Here is a 15126-nt window from a genome sequence, read left to right as displayed (position 1 = left end):
CCAGCAAGGCAGGCTTTACTAACCAGCGTTGACCGGCGGGTGAGGCACCTGGGTGAAGCTGCCGCCGGCCTGACGACCCGGCACCCCGGGCGTGGCACAGATCCAGGAATCGGACCGGTGCGCACGGAAGGGCCACGGCATGGACCCGATCGCCTGCGAGCCAGCCCCCGCCGACACCGCGGTGCTGCTCGACCGCGCGCGGGGCGCGCTGCTGGGACTGGCCGTCGGCGACGCGCTCGGGGCGCCCGCCGAGAACATGCGTCCCTCCGAGATCCGCCGCCGCTGGGGCCGTATCGAGGGGTTCGTCAGCGAGGACCCGGTGGGTACGGACGACACCGAGTACGCGATCTTCTCAGGTCTCCTGCTGGCCCGGCACGGCTCCGCCCTGACCGTCTCACATGTCGAGAAGGCGTGGCACCGGTGGATCGCCGACCTCGACGAAGGGCCGTTCCGGGGGGCGGGCTTCAGCGAGCGCGGCACCCTGGAGAACCTCCGGCGGGGCCTGGCCGCGCCCATCTCGGCCCAGCACCGGCACGCCTGGAGCGACGGGCTCGCCATGCGGGCGGCGCCCTTCGGCGTCTTCGCGGCGGGGCGCCCGGCGGAGGCGGCGCGGCTGGTCGCCATCGACGGCACGGTGAGCCACGAGGGCGAGGGCATCTACGGGGGCCAGGCGGTCGCGGCGGGCGTGGCGGCGGCGATGTCGGGCGCCGGTCCCGCATCGGTCATCGCGGCCGCCCTGTCGGTGGTGCCCATGGACTCCTGGACGGCCCGCTCGATGCGCCGCGCGGTCGTGGCGGCCCAGCGCGTCCAGCCGGACCCGCTCGTCCGCGAACGGACCGTCCGCTCGGCGGTGGTCATCGGCGGCTACCCCTGGACGGACCTGGCCCCGGAGGCGGTCGGGCTCGCCTTCGGCGCGTTCGCGGCGGCCCGGGGCGACTTCCGTACGTCGGTCCTCACCGCCGTCAACATGGGCCGCGACGCCGACACGACCGCGGCGGTGGCGGGCGCCCTGGCCGGCGCGATGTCCGGCGCCACGGCGATCCCCCCGGACTGGGCGGCCGCCATCGGCCCCGTACGCGGCAACTGCCTCCCCTCGATGCGCGGCTACCACGTCCTCGACATCGCGGAGCTGCTCACCCCGTACGACGACACGGAGGCCCCCTGATGCACCCCACGCACCCAGCAGCGCAGGCCGCGGCGTCCGGGGCGGCAGCGATGTCCGGAGCCCCGGCGGCCCCGGCGGCTTCGGTTGCCCCGGCAGCATGCGGAGCACCGGTGACCCGCGCGGCCCCGGCAGAACCGGGAGCCCCGGTGGCCCCTGTGGCCCCGGCAGGGCCCACAGCTTCAGCCGCCTCGGTATTGCCCGCAGCCCCAGCAGCGACCACACCCCCGGCGGCACCGACAGCCCCAGCAGCCCCCGAACCACCGGCGGTCCCGCCGGCCCCAGCAGAGCCCACAGCCCCGGCGGCGTCCATCGCGCCGACAGCATCAGCAGCACCGGCAGCCCCTGCACCCCCTGCACCCCCTGTAGCCCCCGTGGCCCCCGCAGTCCCACCAGCTACAGGGGGCGGCGCCGCCTGGGAGCCCGGGAGCCCGGCCGGGGAGGCGGGGCGCCGCCCGGGGGGCACCGGGCCGCAGCGCGCCCGACCGCGTGGCGCCGGTGGTGGGGCGCGGCGTATCGAGGGCCTGCTGCTCGGGCTGGCGGCCGGGGACGCGGCCGGGTGGCCCGCCGCGCGCCACCGCGCCTCGCGGATGCCCGAGTGGACGCGCCGCCTCACCCGGGAGCTGGACACGTTCGCCGAGCAGAACGCCACCACCACCCTCCCCGTGCCCATCGCCCTCAACCAGCCTCCCGAGCCGCTCCGGCTCGGTCCCTCCGACGACGCCGAGTGGGCGGTGTTCACCGCCGAGACCCTGCTCGCCGCCGCCGGCGGGCTCTTCCGCTCCCTGCCCGCCGCCCGCCGCCTGTGCGCCGCCGTCGACCTCGCCTGGAACTCCCTCGCCGCCGAGATCGCCGCGGCCGCCGACCGCGCCCCCGAGGTCGAGTCCGCCGTCCTCCCCCTCCGCGCCCGCATCTCGGTACGCGCCGGACTCGGCAATCTCGCCACCGGGCTGCGCCCGCCCGCCACCGGCCACGACAACCCGCACTACTTCGACGACGCCGCCTGCGTCCGCGCCGCCGTCCTCGCCGTCGCCCACCCCGGCGACCCCCGCTCCGCCGCCGAGCTCGCCGAGTTCGACGCCCGCTACACCCAGGACGGCGACGGGGTGCACGGCGCCCGCGCCATGGCCGCCGCCGTGGCCGCGGCGCTCGGCGGGGCAGGCGTCGACGACGCCGTGGACGCCGCGCTCGGCCAGCTCCCGCCCGCCACGGAGATCGGCCGCAACGCCCGGCACGCCACCCGGCTCGCCCGCGCCGCCGACAGCGCCTTCGAGCTCGTCCCGCTCCTGGAGCACCAGATCGTCGACCACGTCTACAGCTACGGCATCGCCGCCGCCGAGACCGTCCCGGTCGCCCTCGCGCTCGCCACCGCCGCCCGGGGCCGGGTCACCGAGGCGGTACCGTCCGCCGCCTGCCTGTCCCGGGTGGCCGACTCCGCGCCCGCCCTGGCCGGCGCGCTGACCGGCGCACTCAGCGGTGGCCCCGGCGTGCCGCCCACCTGGCGCGACGCCTGCCGCACCCTCGCGGGCTGCGCACTGCCCCGCCTCGCGGGCACCGATCTCGTGGAACTCGCCGAGCAGCTCGCACACACGGAACTCGCCACCCCGGGTGGACAATTCCGGCATGACGTCGAACCCCACACTCGAGGACCGGATCACCGGGAGCCTCGTCGGAGCAGCCGTCGGTGACGCGCTCGGCGGCGCGGTCGAGGGCTACGCCCCGGACCAGATCGCCGAACGCCACGGCGGCCGCGTCACCGGCATCGTCGGCCCCTGGAACGGCGACGACTGGCGCACCGCCCGCCCCATCGCCCCGTACCACAAGGGTGACGGGCACGTCACCGACGACACCCTGATGACCCACGCGCTGATCCGGGTGTACGACGCGGTCCGCGACCACCTCGACGCCTACGCCGTCGCGGACCATCTCGTACCCGACCTGATCTCCACCCCCCGCTGGATCCCCGAGTTCGAAGCCGAGGCGCTCCCCCTCCAACGGATCTTCCTGGCCGAGAAGTGGCTGGTGGCCCGCCTCCACTACGGCCACGTCGACCCGCGCGAGGCGGGCACCGGAAACATCGTCAACTGCGGCGCCGCGATGTACATGGCCCCGGTCGGGCTGGTCAACGCCGCGAACCCGCCCGCCGCGTACGCCGAGGCCCTCGACGTCGCCGGGGCCCACCAGTCCTCCTACGGGCGCGAGGCGGCGGGGGTGTTCGCGGCGGCGGTCGCGGCGGCCTGTCTGCCGGGCGCGACGCCCGGCTCCGTGGTGGACACGGCGCTCGACCTCGCCAAGGACGGCACCCGCTCGGCGATCGAGGCGGTGGCCGAAGTCGCCGCCCGGCACACCGACTTCGAGTCCGCCCTCCGGCCCCTCCGGGACGCTGTCGCCCCCTTCGACACGGTCGGCCCCGACTACCGCTCCCCCTCCCTCGGCGCGCGCCGCCCGTCCCGGGTGCACGCCATCGAGGAGCTCCCGATCGCGCTGGGCATGCTGCTGGTCGGCGAGGGCGACTACCGCCGTACGGTGCTGGGCTCCGTCAACTACGGCCGTGACTGCGACTCGATCGCCACCATGGCGGGCGCGATCGCGGGCGCGCTGCACGGGGCGGCGGCGGTCCCCGCCGACTGGGCGAAACGGGTCGCCGAGGCCAGCCGCCTGGACCTGCACGCCCCGGCGGCGGTCCTGGCCGAGGTCGCCCACGAGGTCTTCATGCTCGACACGGCCCGCCGCCGCGCCCACGAGCGGGCGTTCGTCGCCCTCTCCCCCGCCCTCGGGGTGCCCCGGTGAACGTGCGCCTCACCTGGGTCCAGCCCGAGGACCTCATCGGCCACGAACTGCGCCAGGCCGCGGAGGACGGCCGCGACGCCTCCGCCGTCGCCGCCCGCTGGCACGCCGCGGGCGGCACCCCCGCCCCCACGGCGGCCGGCGCCTCCCCGGTCCCCGTGCCCCCACACCTCCGCGCCCTCGCGGAACACCTCCTGGACGAACTCGCCTCCCTCCCCACCCCCCTCGCCGCCGCCGAGCCGACCCCCTTCCCCCACATCAGGCGCCTCTCCCCCCACTGGCCCACCACCGGGGCGGACGCCCCGCACGGATCACCCCCCGGGGGAGGCGCCACCCCGGGGGACTCGCCGGTCGCCGCACCGCACCGCCCGCCCGGCGCGGACCGCCGCCCACCCCCGGCATCGGCCCGGACTCCGAGCGCCCCCCTTCCCCCGGCCGCGGCCGCCCCGGCCCCCGCCGCAGCATCCGCGCCACCACCTGGCGCGGCCGGGCGACCGCCCGGTGGGGTGGCCGTCGCGCCCGGGCTGCACGCCCGCTTGCATGCCGCGTGGCTCGGGCGCGCCGCCGGGTGTCTGCTCGGCAAGCCCGTCGAGAAGCTGCCGCTCCCCGCCATCCGGGCGCTCGCCCGGGCGACCAGGAACTGGCCGCTCACCTCATGGTTCACCGCCAGGGGCGTGCCTCCGGAGCTCGCCGCCGCCCATCCCTGGAACCGGCGCTCGGCCGCCACGTCGCTGGCCGAGAACATCGACGGCATGCCCGAGGACGACGACCTCAACTACCCCCTTCTCAACCTGCTGCTCCTCCAGCGGTACGGCACCGGCTTCTCCACCGCCGACGTCGCCCGCCTGTGGCTGGACGAACTGCCCGCCGGCCGCACCTTCACCGCCGAACGCGTCGCCTACCGCAACCTCCTCTCCGGTCTCGAACCACCGCTCACCGCCACCCACCGAAACCCGTTCCGCGAGTGGATCGGCGCCCAGATCCGCGCGGACGTGCACGGCTGGACCCATCCCGGCGACCCGGCGGCCGCCGCCGAACAGGCCCACCGGGACGCCACGCTCACCCACACGGCGAACGGCGTGTACGGCGCGATGTTCACCGCGGCCGTCATCGCGACCGCCGCCTCCGGCACCGCCGACGTCCACCAGGCGCTCGCCGCCGGGCTGACCGTGATCCCACCCGGCTCACGCCTGGCCCGCGCGGTCCGGTTCGGCATCGCGACGGCCCACGCCCACACCGACTTCGACACCGTCGCCGACCGGCTCCACGCCGCTTACGGCTCCTACCACTGGGTGCACGTCGTCCCGAACACCGCCCTCCTCGCCGCCGCGCTCACCCATGCCGACGGCGACTTCACCCTCTCCATCTGCCGTGCCGTCTCCGGCGGCTGGGACACCGACTCCAACGGCGCCACCGCCGGCTCCGTCGCCGGACTCCTCGCCGGCCGCCCCGACCGGATCCCCGACCGCTGGACCACCCCTCTCAAGAACCGCCTCGCCAGCTCCGTCCACACCTTCGACGGCATCGGCTTCGACACGCTGGCCGACCTCACACACGCCCTCGCCCACCAGGAGGCACTCCGCCCATGACCCGCATCGTGGTGCTGGGCAGCACCAACATGGACCTCGTCGCCTATGTGAGCCGCGCCCCCAAGCTCGGCGAGACCGTCACGGGACGCGAGTTCCGTACGATCCCCGGCGGCAAGGGCGCCAACCAGGCCGTCGCCGCCGCCCGCGCCGGGGCCGAGGTGTCGATGATCGGCGCCGTCGGCTCCGACGAGTTCGGCACCCGGCTCCGGGCCGGTCTGGCCGCCGCCGGCGTCGACACCGATCTCCTCCGCACGGTCGACGGCCCCTCCGGCACGGCCCATATCGTCGTCGACGACGAGGGCGGCAACGCGATCGTCGTCATCCCCGGCGCCAACGGCACCGTCACCTCCCTCTCCCCCGGCGACGAGACGCTCATCGCCACCGCCCACTCGCTGCTGCTCCAGCTCGAACTCCCCCTCTCCGCCGTCACCGCCGGTGCGCAAGCCGCCCGCCGCCACGGCGTCCGCACGATCCTCACTCCCGCCCCGGCCCAGCCCCTCCCTCCCGAACTGCTGGCCGCCACCGACCTGTTGGTGCCCAACGAGCACGAGGCCGCGATCCTCACCGGCCTCGCCGACCCGCGCGCCGCCGCCCGGGAACTGCTCCGCCACGTGCCCGAGGTCGTCATCACTCTCGGCGCCTCCGGCAGCCTCCACGCCGCCCGCGGCACCGACCCCGTCACGGTCCCCGCACCCCGCGTCCGGGCCGTCGACACCACCGCGGCGGGCGACACCTTCGTCGGCGCGCTGGCGGTCGCGCTCGGCGAGGGCCGGCCCGTACCGGACGCCCTCACCTGGGCGTCGTCGGCCGCGGCGCTGTCCGTCCAGCGCCCCGGAGCCTCGTCCTCGATGCCGTACCGCACGGAGATCGACGCCGTATGACCACCACACCTCCCCTCCACGGACTACGCGTTCTTGACCTCGCGACCCTCTTCGCCGGCCCGCTCGCGGCGACCATGCTCGGTGACTTCGGCGCCGACGTCATCAAGGTGGAGCACCCCCGCAAGCCCGACCCGTCCCGGGGCCACGGCCCCGCCAAGAACGGCGTCGGCCTCTGGTGGAAGCTGCTCGGCCGCAACAAACGCGCCATCACCCTCGACCTGTCCACCCCCGGCGGCCGCGCCACCCTGCTCCGCCTCGCCGCCACCGCCGACGTGGTCGTCGAGAACTTCCGCCCCGGCACGCTGGAGAAGTGGGGCCTGGGCTGGCCCGAACTCTCCGCCGCCAACGACCGGTTGGTCCTGGCCCGGGTCACCGGCTTCGGACAGTACGGCCCGTACGCCCGGCGCCCCGGCTTCGGCACCCTCGCCGAGGCCATGAGCGGCTTCGCGGCGATCACCGGCGAACCCGATGGTCCGCCCACGCTCCCTCCCTTCGGTCTGGCCGACTCCATCGCGGCCCTCGCCACCGCCTACGCCGTGATGACCGCCCTCCACGCCCGCGCCGCCACCGGCCGCGGCCAGGTCGTCGACATGGCGATCATCGAACCGATCCTCACCGTCCTCGGCCCGCAACCGCTCTGGTACGACCAGCTCGGCTACGTCCAGCCCCGCACCGGCAACCGGTCCCGCAACAACGCCCCCCGCAACACCTACCGCACCGCCGACGGCACGTGGCTGGCCGTCTCCACCTCCGCCCAGTCCATCGCGGAACGCGTGATGCGCCTGGTCGGCCGCCCCGACCTGATCACCGAGCCCTGGTTCGCCGAGGGCACCACCCGCGCCCAGCACGCGGACGTCCTGGACGAAGCGGTGGGCTCCTGGATCGCCCGGCACACCCGCGAGGAGGCCATGGCTGCGTTCGAGAAGGCCGAGGCGGCGATCGCCCCGATCTACGACATCCGCGACGTCATGGCGGACCCCCAGTACCAGGCGCTGGACACGGTCACCGAGGTCCCCGACCCCGAACTCGGCCCCCTCCGTATGCAGAACGTCCTCTTCCGCCTCTCGGAGACCCCCGGCGCCATCCGCTGGGCGGGCCGCCCCCACGGCGCCGACACCGACGCCGTCCTCACCGAACTCGGCCTGACCCAGGACGAGATCGCCGCCCTGCGTTCCGAGGGCGCGCTATGACTTCCGCACCCACCACCCCGCTCACCTGGCTGTACGCCCCCGGCGACCGCCCCGACGTCGTCGCCAAGGCCCTCGCGTCCGGCGCCGACGTCGTGATCGTCGACCTGGAGGACGCGGTGCCCCAGGGCCGCAAGGCCTACGCCCTCGCCGCCACGACCGACCTGCTCTCCTCGCCCCACCCCGTACCGGTCCATGTCCGCCTCCCCAGCGCGCACGACACCACGGCCATCGCAGCCCTGGCCCCCCTGCCCGGCCTCGCTGCACTGCGTATCCCCAAGGTGACACACGGCACTGACATTCACCGGATCGCGGCCCTCGCCCCCGGCGTCCCGCTGTACGCGCTGCTGGAATCCGCCCTGGCCATCGAGCAGGCCCACAGCATCGCCACCGCCCACCCGGACGTCCGGGGCATCGCCATCGGCGAGGCGGACCTCCGCGCCGACCTGGGCGTACGCGACGACAGCGGCCTCGACTGGTCGCGCGGCCGGGTCGTGGTGGCCGCCCGCGCCGCGGGCCTCCCGCCACCCGCGCAGTCCGTCCACCCGGACACCCGCGACCTCGACGGCCTCGCCGCGTCGTGCGCCCACGGCCGGGCGCTGGGTTTCCTGGGCCGGGCGGCGATCCACCCCCGCCAGTTGCCGGTCATCGAGCAGGCCTACCTCCCGAGCCCGGAAGAGGTCGCCGCGGCGGAGGAGGTCGTCAAGGCGGCCACCGCCGACGCCGGGGCGCTGGCCCTGCCGGACGGCCGCTTCGTCGACGCGGCGGTCGTCGCGGCCGCCCGCCGCACGCTCTCCCTCTTCAGGGCACACCGCCCGTGACGCCGCGCGTACCCGCACACGAAAGCGAGGCGGCCGCCGGAACCTCCAGGTCCCGACGGCCGCCTCGCACCATGAACGAATCAGCTCTTCTCCGCCGACTCCGGTTTCGCACCGGCCCCGGGCTTGCCGCCGCCACCGGCGTCGCTCGGACCAGCGTCACTCGGACCGGCGTCACTCGGACCGGCCGGGTCACTCGCGTCCGTCTTGGCGAGCTTCGCCGCGTGCGCCTTCGCCTCGTCGGCGAGTGCCGCCGGTTCCACGACCTCCTCGCGCCCCGGACGCATCCGCGACGAGACGACGATGTACACCACGGCCAGCAGGAAGACCAGGATCGCGGTCCACACGTTCAGCCGGAGGCCCAGGACGTGGTGCGCCTCGTCGACGCGCATGTACTCGATCCAGCCGCGTCCCGCGCAGTACGCGGCGACGTAGAGCGCGAACGCCCGGCCGTGACCCAGCGTGAACCTGCGGTCCGCCCAGATCACCAGCAGGGCGACGCCGATGCACCAGAGCGACTCGTACAGGAAGGTCGGGTGGTAGAGCCCGGCCTCGCGGTTGGGGCCCTCGCTGATCTTCAGCGCCCACGGCAGGTCGGTGGGCCTGCCGTACAGCTCCTGGTTGAACCAGTTGCCCCAGCGGCCGATCGCCTGGGCGAACGCGATGCCGGGCGCGATGGCATCGGCGTACGCCGGGAGGGGGATGCCCCGCCGCCGGCAGCCGATCCAGGCGCCCACCGCGCCGAGCGCGATCGCGCCCCAGATGCCGAGGCCGCCCTCCCAGATCTTGAAGGCGTCGACCCAGTTCTCGCCCTCGCTGAAGTAGAGCTGGTAGTCGGTGATGACGTGGTACAGCCGGCCGCCGACGAGGCCGAAGGGCACCGCCCAGACGGCGATGTCGGCGACGGTACCGGCTTTGCCGCCCCGGGCGAGCCAGCGCTTGCTGCCGTACCAGACGGCGACGAAGACACCGATGATGATGCAGAAGGCGTAGCCGCGCAGCGGGACCGGTCCGAGGTAGAGGACGCCGGTCGACGGGCTGGGAATGTAGGCAAGGTCCATGGCAGGACCGACGCTACCCTGCCGGGCGGGAGACGGGGCAACCCGCCCGGCAAAGAGTGCATAACAGCGCGGGACAGCCGCGCCGGCTCAGCTCGTCGTGGGGCTCGCGGGGGCCGGTGACGCGGGAGGCGACACGGGCGGGGACGGGAACGCCGTGCCCGGCTTCTTGCCCTTGTTCGCCTCGGCGACCCACTTCTTCAGGTTCTCGATGGAGATCTGTTCCTTGCCCTTGGTCGGGAAGATCGATTCTCCGTTGAGCAGCACGGTCGGCGTGCCCCGGAAGTCACCGGCACGGAAGGCCTCGTTGGACTTGTTCACCCAACTGTCGTGCGTGCCCTCCGTGACGCAGGAGCGGAAGGCGGGGCTGTCCAGGCCGGGCACCTTGGCCGCCAGCTCGAACAGCTTGGCGTCCCTGGCGAAGGCGTCGTCCGGCTCCGGGGGCTGGTTCTGGTAGAGCACGTCGTGGTACGGCACGAACTTGCCGGCGTCCTGGGCGCACGCCGCGGCGTTCGCCGCGTTGAGCGAGCCGCTGCCGCCCATGTTGCCGTCGATGATCGTGGCGAGGTGGTACTCGACCTTGATCTGACCGGAGTCGGTGAGCTGGTGGATCGTGTCCCGGACGGCGTTCTCGAACTGGGCGCAGGCCGGGCAGCGGAAGTCCTCCCAGATCGTGAGCGTCGACGGGGCATCGGTGGCGCCGATCGGGATCGCGAGCCGGTCCTTGCCGGCGGCGCCCGTCGGGGCGGCGACGGGGCCGGAGCCGGAGCCGTCGCTCTCGTCGCCGGTGTTGGCGGCGATCAGCCCGACGACCGTGGCCAGGCCGAGCACGCCGACCACGGCGGCCGCGACGATCAGCGTGCGCCTGCGCTTCTCGCGGGCCTTCTGCCGCTCGCGTTCCACCTGGAGCCGTTCTCGCGCGCTCCGCTTCCCTGCACTGTTCTTGTCGCTCACGCCCACAGCAACGAACCGGGGAGGCGCCCGCGCGCCTCCCCGGTCCAGATCCACCCGTACGAGCTACGAAACCGTCGCGGAGCGCCGCACCCCTCGTGCCAGTTCGCCCGCCAGTTCCCGTACGGCGGCGACGCCGGCCGCGTGGTCGTCGGCGTCGAGCATCCGCTTGACGAAGGCCGAGCCGACGATGACGCCGTCGGCGAAGGAGGCGACCTCGGCGGCCTGGTCGGCGTTGGAGACGCCAAGGCCGACGCAGACCGGCAGCTCGGAGGTGGCGCGGGTGCGCCGCACCAGGTCGGCGGCCTGTTCGCCGACCGACTCACGGGTGCCGGTGACGCCCATCAGGGACGCGGCGTACACGAAGCCGCTCCCCGCGCGCGTGATGGTGGCCAGCCGCTCGTCCTTGCTGCTGGGCGCGACGACGAAGACGGTCGCCAGGCCGTGCTTCTCGGCGTGCTCGCGCCACACGGCCGACTCCTGCACCGGCAGGTCCGGCAGGATGCAGCCGGCGCCCCCGGCCTCCGCCAGCTCGGCGGTGAAGCGCTCGATGCCGTACCGGTCGATGGGGTTCCAGTACGTCATGACCAGGACCGGCTTGCCGGTGGCCTCGTGCGCCTCGCGGACGGTGCGCATCACGTCGGCGATCTTCACGCCGCCGCGCAGCGCGATGTCGTCGGCGGTCTGGATGACCGGGCCGTCCAGGACCGGGTCGCTGTGCGGCAGGCCGACCTCGACGACGTCGGCACCGCCGTCAAAGGCGGCCTTGATGGCCTCGATGCCGCCGTCGACGGTCGGGAATCCGGCCGGGAGGTACGCGATGAGCGCGGCCCGGTTCTCGGATGTGGCCCGCTCCAGGGTGTCGGTCAGGAGTTGGATGTTGCCGCTCACTTGGTTCCCCCCTGGATCGTGGTGTCCGTCTGGATCTCGGCCGCGCCGTCGTCGGCGGAGGCGTCGGCCTCGACCGGGGCGGCGTCGGTGTCGTACAGGCCGAAGTAGCGCGCGGCGGTGTCCATGTCCTTGTCGCCACGGCCGGACAGGTTCACCACGATGAGGCCGTCCTCGCCGAGTTCCCGGCCGAGCTCCAGGGCTCCGGCCAGCGCGTGGGCGGACTCGATGGCCGGGATGATGCCCTCGGTACGGGACAGCAGGCGCAGGGCCTGCATGGCGGCGTCGTCGGTGACCGCGCGGTACTCGCCGCGGCCGCTGTCCTTGAGGTACGAGTGCTCCGGGCCGATGCCCGGGTAGTCGAGGCCTGCGGAGATGGAGTACGGCTCGGTGATCTGGCCCTCGTCGTCCTGGAGGACGTACGAGCGGGAGCCGTGCAGGATGCCGGGCTCGCCGGCGGTGAGGGTGGCCGCGTGCTCGCCCGTCTCGACGCCGTGTCCGGCGGGCTCACAGCCGACCAGACGTACGGCGGCGTCCGGGATGAACGCGTGGAAGAGGCCGATGGCGTTGGAACCGCCGCCGACACAGGCGACGACCGCGTCGGGGAGCCGGCCGGCCCGCTCCAGGATCTGGCGGCGGGCCTCGACGCCGATGACGCGGTGGAAGTCGCGGACCATGGCGGGGAACGGGTGCGGTCCGGCGACCGTGCCGAAGAGGTAGTGCGTGTGGTCGACGTTGGCGACCCAGTCGCGGAACGCCTCGTTGATGGCGTCCTTGAGGGTGCGGCTGCCGGACTTGACCGGGATGACCTCGGCGCCGAGCATCCGCATTCGGGCGACGTTCAGCGCCTGGCGCTGGGTGTCGATCTCGCCCATGTAGATGGTGCATTCGAGGCCGAACAGGGCGCAGGCGGTGGCGGTGGCCACGCCGTGCTGTCCGGCGCCGGTCTCGGCGATGACCCGGGTCTTGCCCATGCGCTTGGTGAGCAGGGCCTGGCCGAGCACGTTGTTGATCTTGTGCGAGCCGGTGTGGTTCAGGTCCTCGCGCTTGAGGAAGACCCGGGCACCGCCCGCGTGCTCGGCGAACCGGGGCACCTCGGTGAGGGCACTCGGACGGCCGGTGTAGTGGACCAGCAGGTCGTCGAGCTCGGCCGCGAACGCGGGGTCGTTCTTGGCCTTGTCGTACTCGACGGCCACCTCGTCGACCGCGGCGACAAGGGCCTCGGGGATGAACTTGCCGCCGTAGGCACCGAAGTAGCCCTCGGCGCTCGGGACCTGGCCCTCGGGATCGGGAATGAAGAACTCGCTGGGCATGCGACATGCTCCTCTACGGGGGCGGTGTTCGCCCCCGGAAGTCTCGGCTTGACGGTGGTCACGGTGTGCGCCGACGCCACCGAGCGACCGCTGCCCGCCCGTCGTCCGTCGTCACGTCCGTGTCGTACGGGACGGAGGGCTGTGGGTCAGCGGTGGCGGAGGCGCGCGGTGCGCGCGCGCCATCGCATGCCGTTGACCTGGCCGGGCTCGTCGCCGATGACGTAGCGGACGCGGCGCCCGTGCACGCGCCGGGCCGGGGCCCGGCAGCCACGCGGGCGGCAGCCCCGGGCCAGCCGGGCGTACGCGTCGGGGACGGCGTGCACGCCGGTGAGGAGGTCCGCCGCGTGGGGGCGGCAGACGCGCCCCGCCGTCGCGGAGGCCACGCACGCACGCGTGGCCGGGCTCGCGGCCGCCACACCGGTGGCGGCGGTGCCGGTCACCGCGGTGGCCGCCGTAGCCGAAGCCGTGGAACGGCTCGCCCGCGGGCGCGCCGCGGCACCCGGCGGCACGGCACGCGGCGGCGTGCGGTGCGGTGCCGGGGCGGCGCAGACGCGAGGGCGGGCGGCGGTCATGGGAGAGGCTCAGCCCCGTCCGTGCCGGAGGGCCGGGTGGGCGCCCGCGGCGACCAGGTCGGCCACCGCGGACTTGGGGTCGCGCCCGGTGACCAGGGACTCGCCGACGAGCACCGCGTCGGCGCCCGCGTTGGCGTACGCGATCAGGTCGTGCGGGCCGCGGATGCCGGACTCGGCGACCTTCACGATCCCGGCGGGGATCTCGGGGCCGACCCGCTCGAAGGTGGAGCGGTCGACCTTGAGGGTCTTCAGGTTGCGGGCGTTGACGCCGATGACGCGGGCTCCCGCGTCGACGGCCCGCTCGACCTCTTCCTCGTCGTGCACCTCGACCAGCGGGGTGAGGCCGATGGACTCGGCCCGCTCGATCAGCGACTCGAGGGCCGGCTGCTCCAGCGCGGCGACGATCAGCAGGGCGAGGTCGGCGCCGTACGCCCTGGCCTCCCAGAGCTGGTACGCGGTGACGATGAAGTCCTTGCGCAGGACCGGGATGTCGACCTTGGCGCGCACCGCTTCGAGGTCGGCGAGGGAGCCGCCGAAGCGCCGCTGCTCGGTCAGTACGGAGATGACGGCGGCGCCGCCCGCTTCGTAGTCCGCGGCGAGCCCTGCGGGGTCCGCGATCGCGGCGAGCGCGCCCTTGGAGGGGCTGGAGCGCTTCACCTCGCAGATGACCTTGACGCCGTCGCCGCGCAGCGCGGCGGCGCCGTCCTTGGCCTGGGGGGCCTTGGCCGCCCGCTCCTTGAGCTCGTCGAGGGACACCCGCGCCTGTCGCTCTGCGAGGTCGGCGCGAACGCCTTCGATGATCTCGTCGAGCACACTCACGCGAGAGGCCCCCTTCCACGACGGTGATGTTGGATCAGGATCAGTCACCTTGATGGTATCCGTACCGGGGCCGAGAGTCCTCATCCGGCCGACCGCACCGCTGTGACCTGGGGTTTCACGGAGCGAGGGCGGAGCCGAAGGGAAGGTTCCGGACGACGGAGAAAACCGCCAGCAGGGCGCCGGCGGACCACCACCACACGGGCCCGAGGGTGATCCGTACGGGCAGTCCCCGGACGGCGCGCGCCAGCCAGTACACGATCCACACCGCGAAGACCAGGTATCCGGCGACGGCGAAGGCGTTCGCGCCGAGGGCGGTGGTCAGGTCGCCGTGGATGAAGGCGTGGGCGCTGCGCAGGCCGCCGCAGCCGGGGCAGAGGATGCCGGTGAAGCGGAGCAGGGGGCAGACGGGGTAGTGCCCGGGCTCGTTGGGGTCGACCGCGCCGACGTACGCGAACGCCCCGGCGACCCCGGCGAGGATGCCCAGGGGCGCGGTGAGCCGCCGCGCGAGCGAGGGCGGGGCCGCCGCCACGGTCTGGCCGGGCCACACGGCCGCCGCCCCGTCCGGTGCGGGCCACGCGGATGCCGGTGCGGGGCCATGCCCCCCGGGCGCCGCCCCGTCCCGACCGGGGCGCACGAGCGCCGGTGCGGGGCCGGACGGCCCGGGGCCGGGGGTCCGGGCGGGGACGGGGTGCTCGGCGGGCGACGCGGGGGTCGGGTTGGGGTCCACCGGGTGATTGTCGCCGGTCATACGGAAAGGCGCAGCCCGGCTGGTGCCGGACCGCGCCTCGTGTCGTGATGCGCCCGGACGGGTCAGGCGTGGACGTCCGCGCGGGCCGTCTCCGGGGTGTGGTCCTTGCGGGCGGCCTCTTCACGCGCCCGGACGAGCTCGGGCGCCTCCTTCTGACCGAGACCGGCGAGCTTCATCGCGTATCCGACGACACCGCCGAGCAGGATGACGGCCATGCCGGCCCAGAAGCCGAGCGGGTTGGCCGCCACCATGAAGACACCGGCGACGCAGAAGCCGATGAAGGAGATGGTGACTCCGGTCCAGGCGGCCGGGGTGTGTCCGTGGTCGCTGCCCGCCATGAATTGCTCCTCGTT

15 protein-coding genes are annotated in these 15126 nt (G+C 74.5%); 7 read left to right on the top strand and 8 right to left on the bottom strand.

Features of this window, described 5'->3' with window-relative positions; translation table 11 throughout:
- Positions 1 to 139 precede the first annotated feature (139 nt).
- The 7 genes from ACZ46W_RS13855 (at position 140) to ACZ46W_RS13825 (ending at position 8427) form a co-directional block, all read left to right on the top strand.
- The gene (locus ACZ46W_RS13855; protein WP_468336223.1) at positions 140 to 1165 is read left to right on the top strand and encodes an ADP-ribosylglycohydrolase family protein; all 1026 of its coding nucleotides are present in this window, start codon (positions 140 to 142) and stop codon (positions 1163 to 1165) included.
- A 371-nt stretch (positions 1166 to 1536) separates the two neighbouring features.
- Positions 1537 to 2850 carry an ADP-ribosylglycohydrolase family protein gene (locus tag ACZ46W_RS13850; RefSeq protein WP_468336220.1) on the top strand — a complete coding sequence of 438 codons (1314 nt, stop codon included), beginning with the start codon at positions 1537 to 1539 and terminating at the stop codon, positions 2848 to 2850.
- Positions 2786 to 3952: an ADP-ribosylglycohydrolase family protein gene (locus tag ACZ46W_RS13845; RefSeq protein WP_468336217.1), complete on the top strand. Its 1167-nt coding sequence runs from the start codon at positions 2786 to 2788 to the stop codon at positions 3950 to 3952. Before ACZ46W_RS13850 ends, ACZ46W_RS13845 begins: the two co-directional genes overlap by 65 nt.
- The gene (locus ACZ46W_RS13840) at positions 3949 to 5538 is read left to right on the top strand and encodes an ADP-ribosylglycohydrolase family protein (RefSeq protein ID WP_468336214.1); all 1590 of its coding nucleotides are present in this window, start codon (positions 3949 to 3951) and stop codon (positions 5536 to 5538) included. Before ACZ46W_RS13845 ends, ACZ46W_RS13840 begins: the two co-directional genes overlap by 4 nt.
- A complete protein-coding gene (gene rbsK, locus ACZ46W_RS13835; RefSeq protein ID WP_468336211.1) occupies positions 5535 to 6419 on the top strand; it encodes a ribokinase in 885 nt (294 codons plus the stop codon). Before ACZ46W_RS13840 ends, rbsK begins: the two co-directional genes overlap by 4 nt.
- Positions 6416 to 7609, top strand: coding sequence for a CaiB/BaiF CoA transferase family protein (locus ACZ46W_RS13830; RefSeq protein WP_468336208.1), 1194 nt, complete (start codon positions 6416 to 6418; stop codon positions 7607 to 7609). The genes rbsK and ACZ46W_RS13830 overlap by 4 nt, the downstream gene beginning before the upstream one ends.
- Complete coding sequence (locus ACZ46W_RS13825) at positions 7606 to 8427, top strand: HpcH/HpaI aldolase/citrate lyase family protein (protein ID WP_468336205.1); 822 nt, start codon at positions 7606 to 7608, stop codon at positions 8425 to 8427. Before ACZ46W_RS13830 ends, ACZ46W_RS13825 begins: the two co-directional genes overlap by 4 nt.
- Before the next feature lie 80 nt (positions 8428 to 8507).
- Here the strand turns inward: ACZ46W_RS13825 and lgt are convergent, their stop codons facing one another.
- The 8 genes from lgt to ACZ46W_RS13785 all read right to left on the bottom strand — a co-directional run bounded on the left by lgt (position 8508) and on the right by ACZ46W_RS13785 (position 15111).
- Positions 8508 to 9485, bottom strand: a complete 978-nt coding sequence (gene lgt, locus ACZ46W_RS13820) for a prolipoprotein diacylglyceryl transferase (protein WP_468336202.1) — start codon at positions 9483 to 9485, stop codon at positions 8508 to 8510.
- An 87-nt stretch (positions 9486 to 9572) separates the two neighbouring features.
- A complete protein-coding gene (locus ACZ46W_RS13815; RefSeq protein WP_468336199.1) occupies positions 9573 to 10436 on the bottom strand; it encodes a DsbA family protein in 864 nt (287 codons plus the stop codon).
- Positions 10437 to 10499: 63 nt separating this feature from the next.
- Positions 10500 to 11324 (bottom strand): tryptophan synthase subunit alpha, encoded by an 825-nt coding sequence (trpA, locus tag ACZ46W_RS13810; RefSeq protein WP_468336196.1) that lies wholly within the window; start codon positions 11322 to 11324, stop codon positions 10500 to 10502.
- Positions 11321 to 12634, bottom strand: coding sequence for a tryptophan synthase subunit beta (trpB, locus tag ACZ46W_RS13805; protein WP_468336193.1), 1314 nt, complete (start codon positions 12632 to 12634; stop codon positions 11321 to 11323). The genes trpA and trpB overlap by 4 nt, the downstream gene beginning before the upstream one ends.
- A gap of 146 nt (positions 12635 to 12780) precedes the next feature.
- A complete protein-coding gene (gene trpM / locus ACZ46W_RS13800) occupies positions 12781 to 12957 on the bottom strand; it encodes a tryptophan biosynthesis modulator TrpM (RefSeq protein ID WP_468337008.1) in 177 nt (58 codons plus the stop codon).
- A gap of 258 nt (positions 12958 to 13215) precedes the next feature.
- Positions 13216 to 14025 (bottom strand): indole-3-glycerol phosphate synthase TrpC, encoded by an 810-nt coding sequence (gene trpC, locus ACZ46W_RS13795; protein WP_468336190.1) that lies wholly within the window; start codon positions 14023 to 14025, stop codon positions 13216 to 13218.
- A gap of 115 nt (positions 14026 to 14140) precedes the next feature.
- The gene (locus ACZ46W_RS13790) at positions 14141 to 14752 is read right to left on the bottom strand and encodes a DUF2752 domain-containing protein (RefSeq protein WP_468336187.1); all 612 of its coding nucleotides are present in this window, start codon (positions 14750 to 14752) and stop codon (positions 14141 to 14143) included.
- An 83-nt stretch (positions 14753 to 14835) separates the two neighbouring features.
- On the bottom strand, positions 14836 to 15111 hold the full coding sequence (locus tag ACZ46W_RS13785) for an HGxxPAAW family protein (protein WP_366130197.1): 276 nt from the start codon (positions 15109 to 15111) through the stop codon (positions 14836 to 14838).
- Positions 15112 to 15126 lie beyond the last annotated feature (15 nt).

It is taken from the genome of Streptomyces sp. NPDC031064, assembly GCF_055570965.1.
Note: the sequence above shows the minus strand (reverse complement) of the source record. Positions and strands in the feature narration are given on the sequence as shown.

Excerpts from the sequence above, each read along its gene's own strand:
- lgt (WP_468336202.1), bottom strand. The coding sequence starts at position 9,485 with ATGGACCTTGCCTACATTCCCAGCCCGTCGACCGGCGTCCTCTACCTC.
- ACZ46W_RS13855 (WP_468336223.1), top strand. The coding sequence starts at position 140 with ATGGACCCGATCGCCTGCGAGCCAGCCCCCGCCGACACCGCGGTGCTG.
- ACZ46W_RS13825 (WP_468336205.1), top strand. The coding sequence starts at position 7,606 with ATGACTTCCGCACCCACCACCCCGCTCACCTGGCTGTACGCCCCCGGC.
- ACZ46W_RS13830 (WP_468336208.1), top strand. The coding sequence starts at position 6,416 with ATGACCACCACACCTCCCCTCCACGGACTACGCGTTCTTGACCTCGCG.
- ACZ46W_RS13785 (WP_366130197.1), bottom strand. The coding sequence starts at position 15,111 with ATGGCGGGCAGCGACCACGGACACACCCCGGCCGCCTGGACCGGAGTC.
- rbsK (WP_468336211.1), top strand. The coding sequence starts at position 5,535 with ATGACCCGCATCGTGGTGCTGGGCAGCACCAACATGGACCTCGTCGCC.
- trpB (WP_468336193.1), bottom strand. The coding sequence starts at position 12,634 with ATGCCCAGCGAGTTCTTCATTCCCGATCCCGAGGGCCAGGTCCCGAGC.
- ACZ46W_RS13845 (WP_468336217.1), top strand. The coding sequence starts at position 2,786 with ATGACGTCGAACCCCACACTCGAGGACCGGATCACCGGGAGCCTCGTC.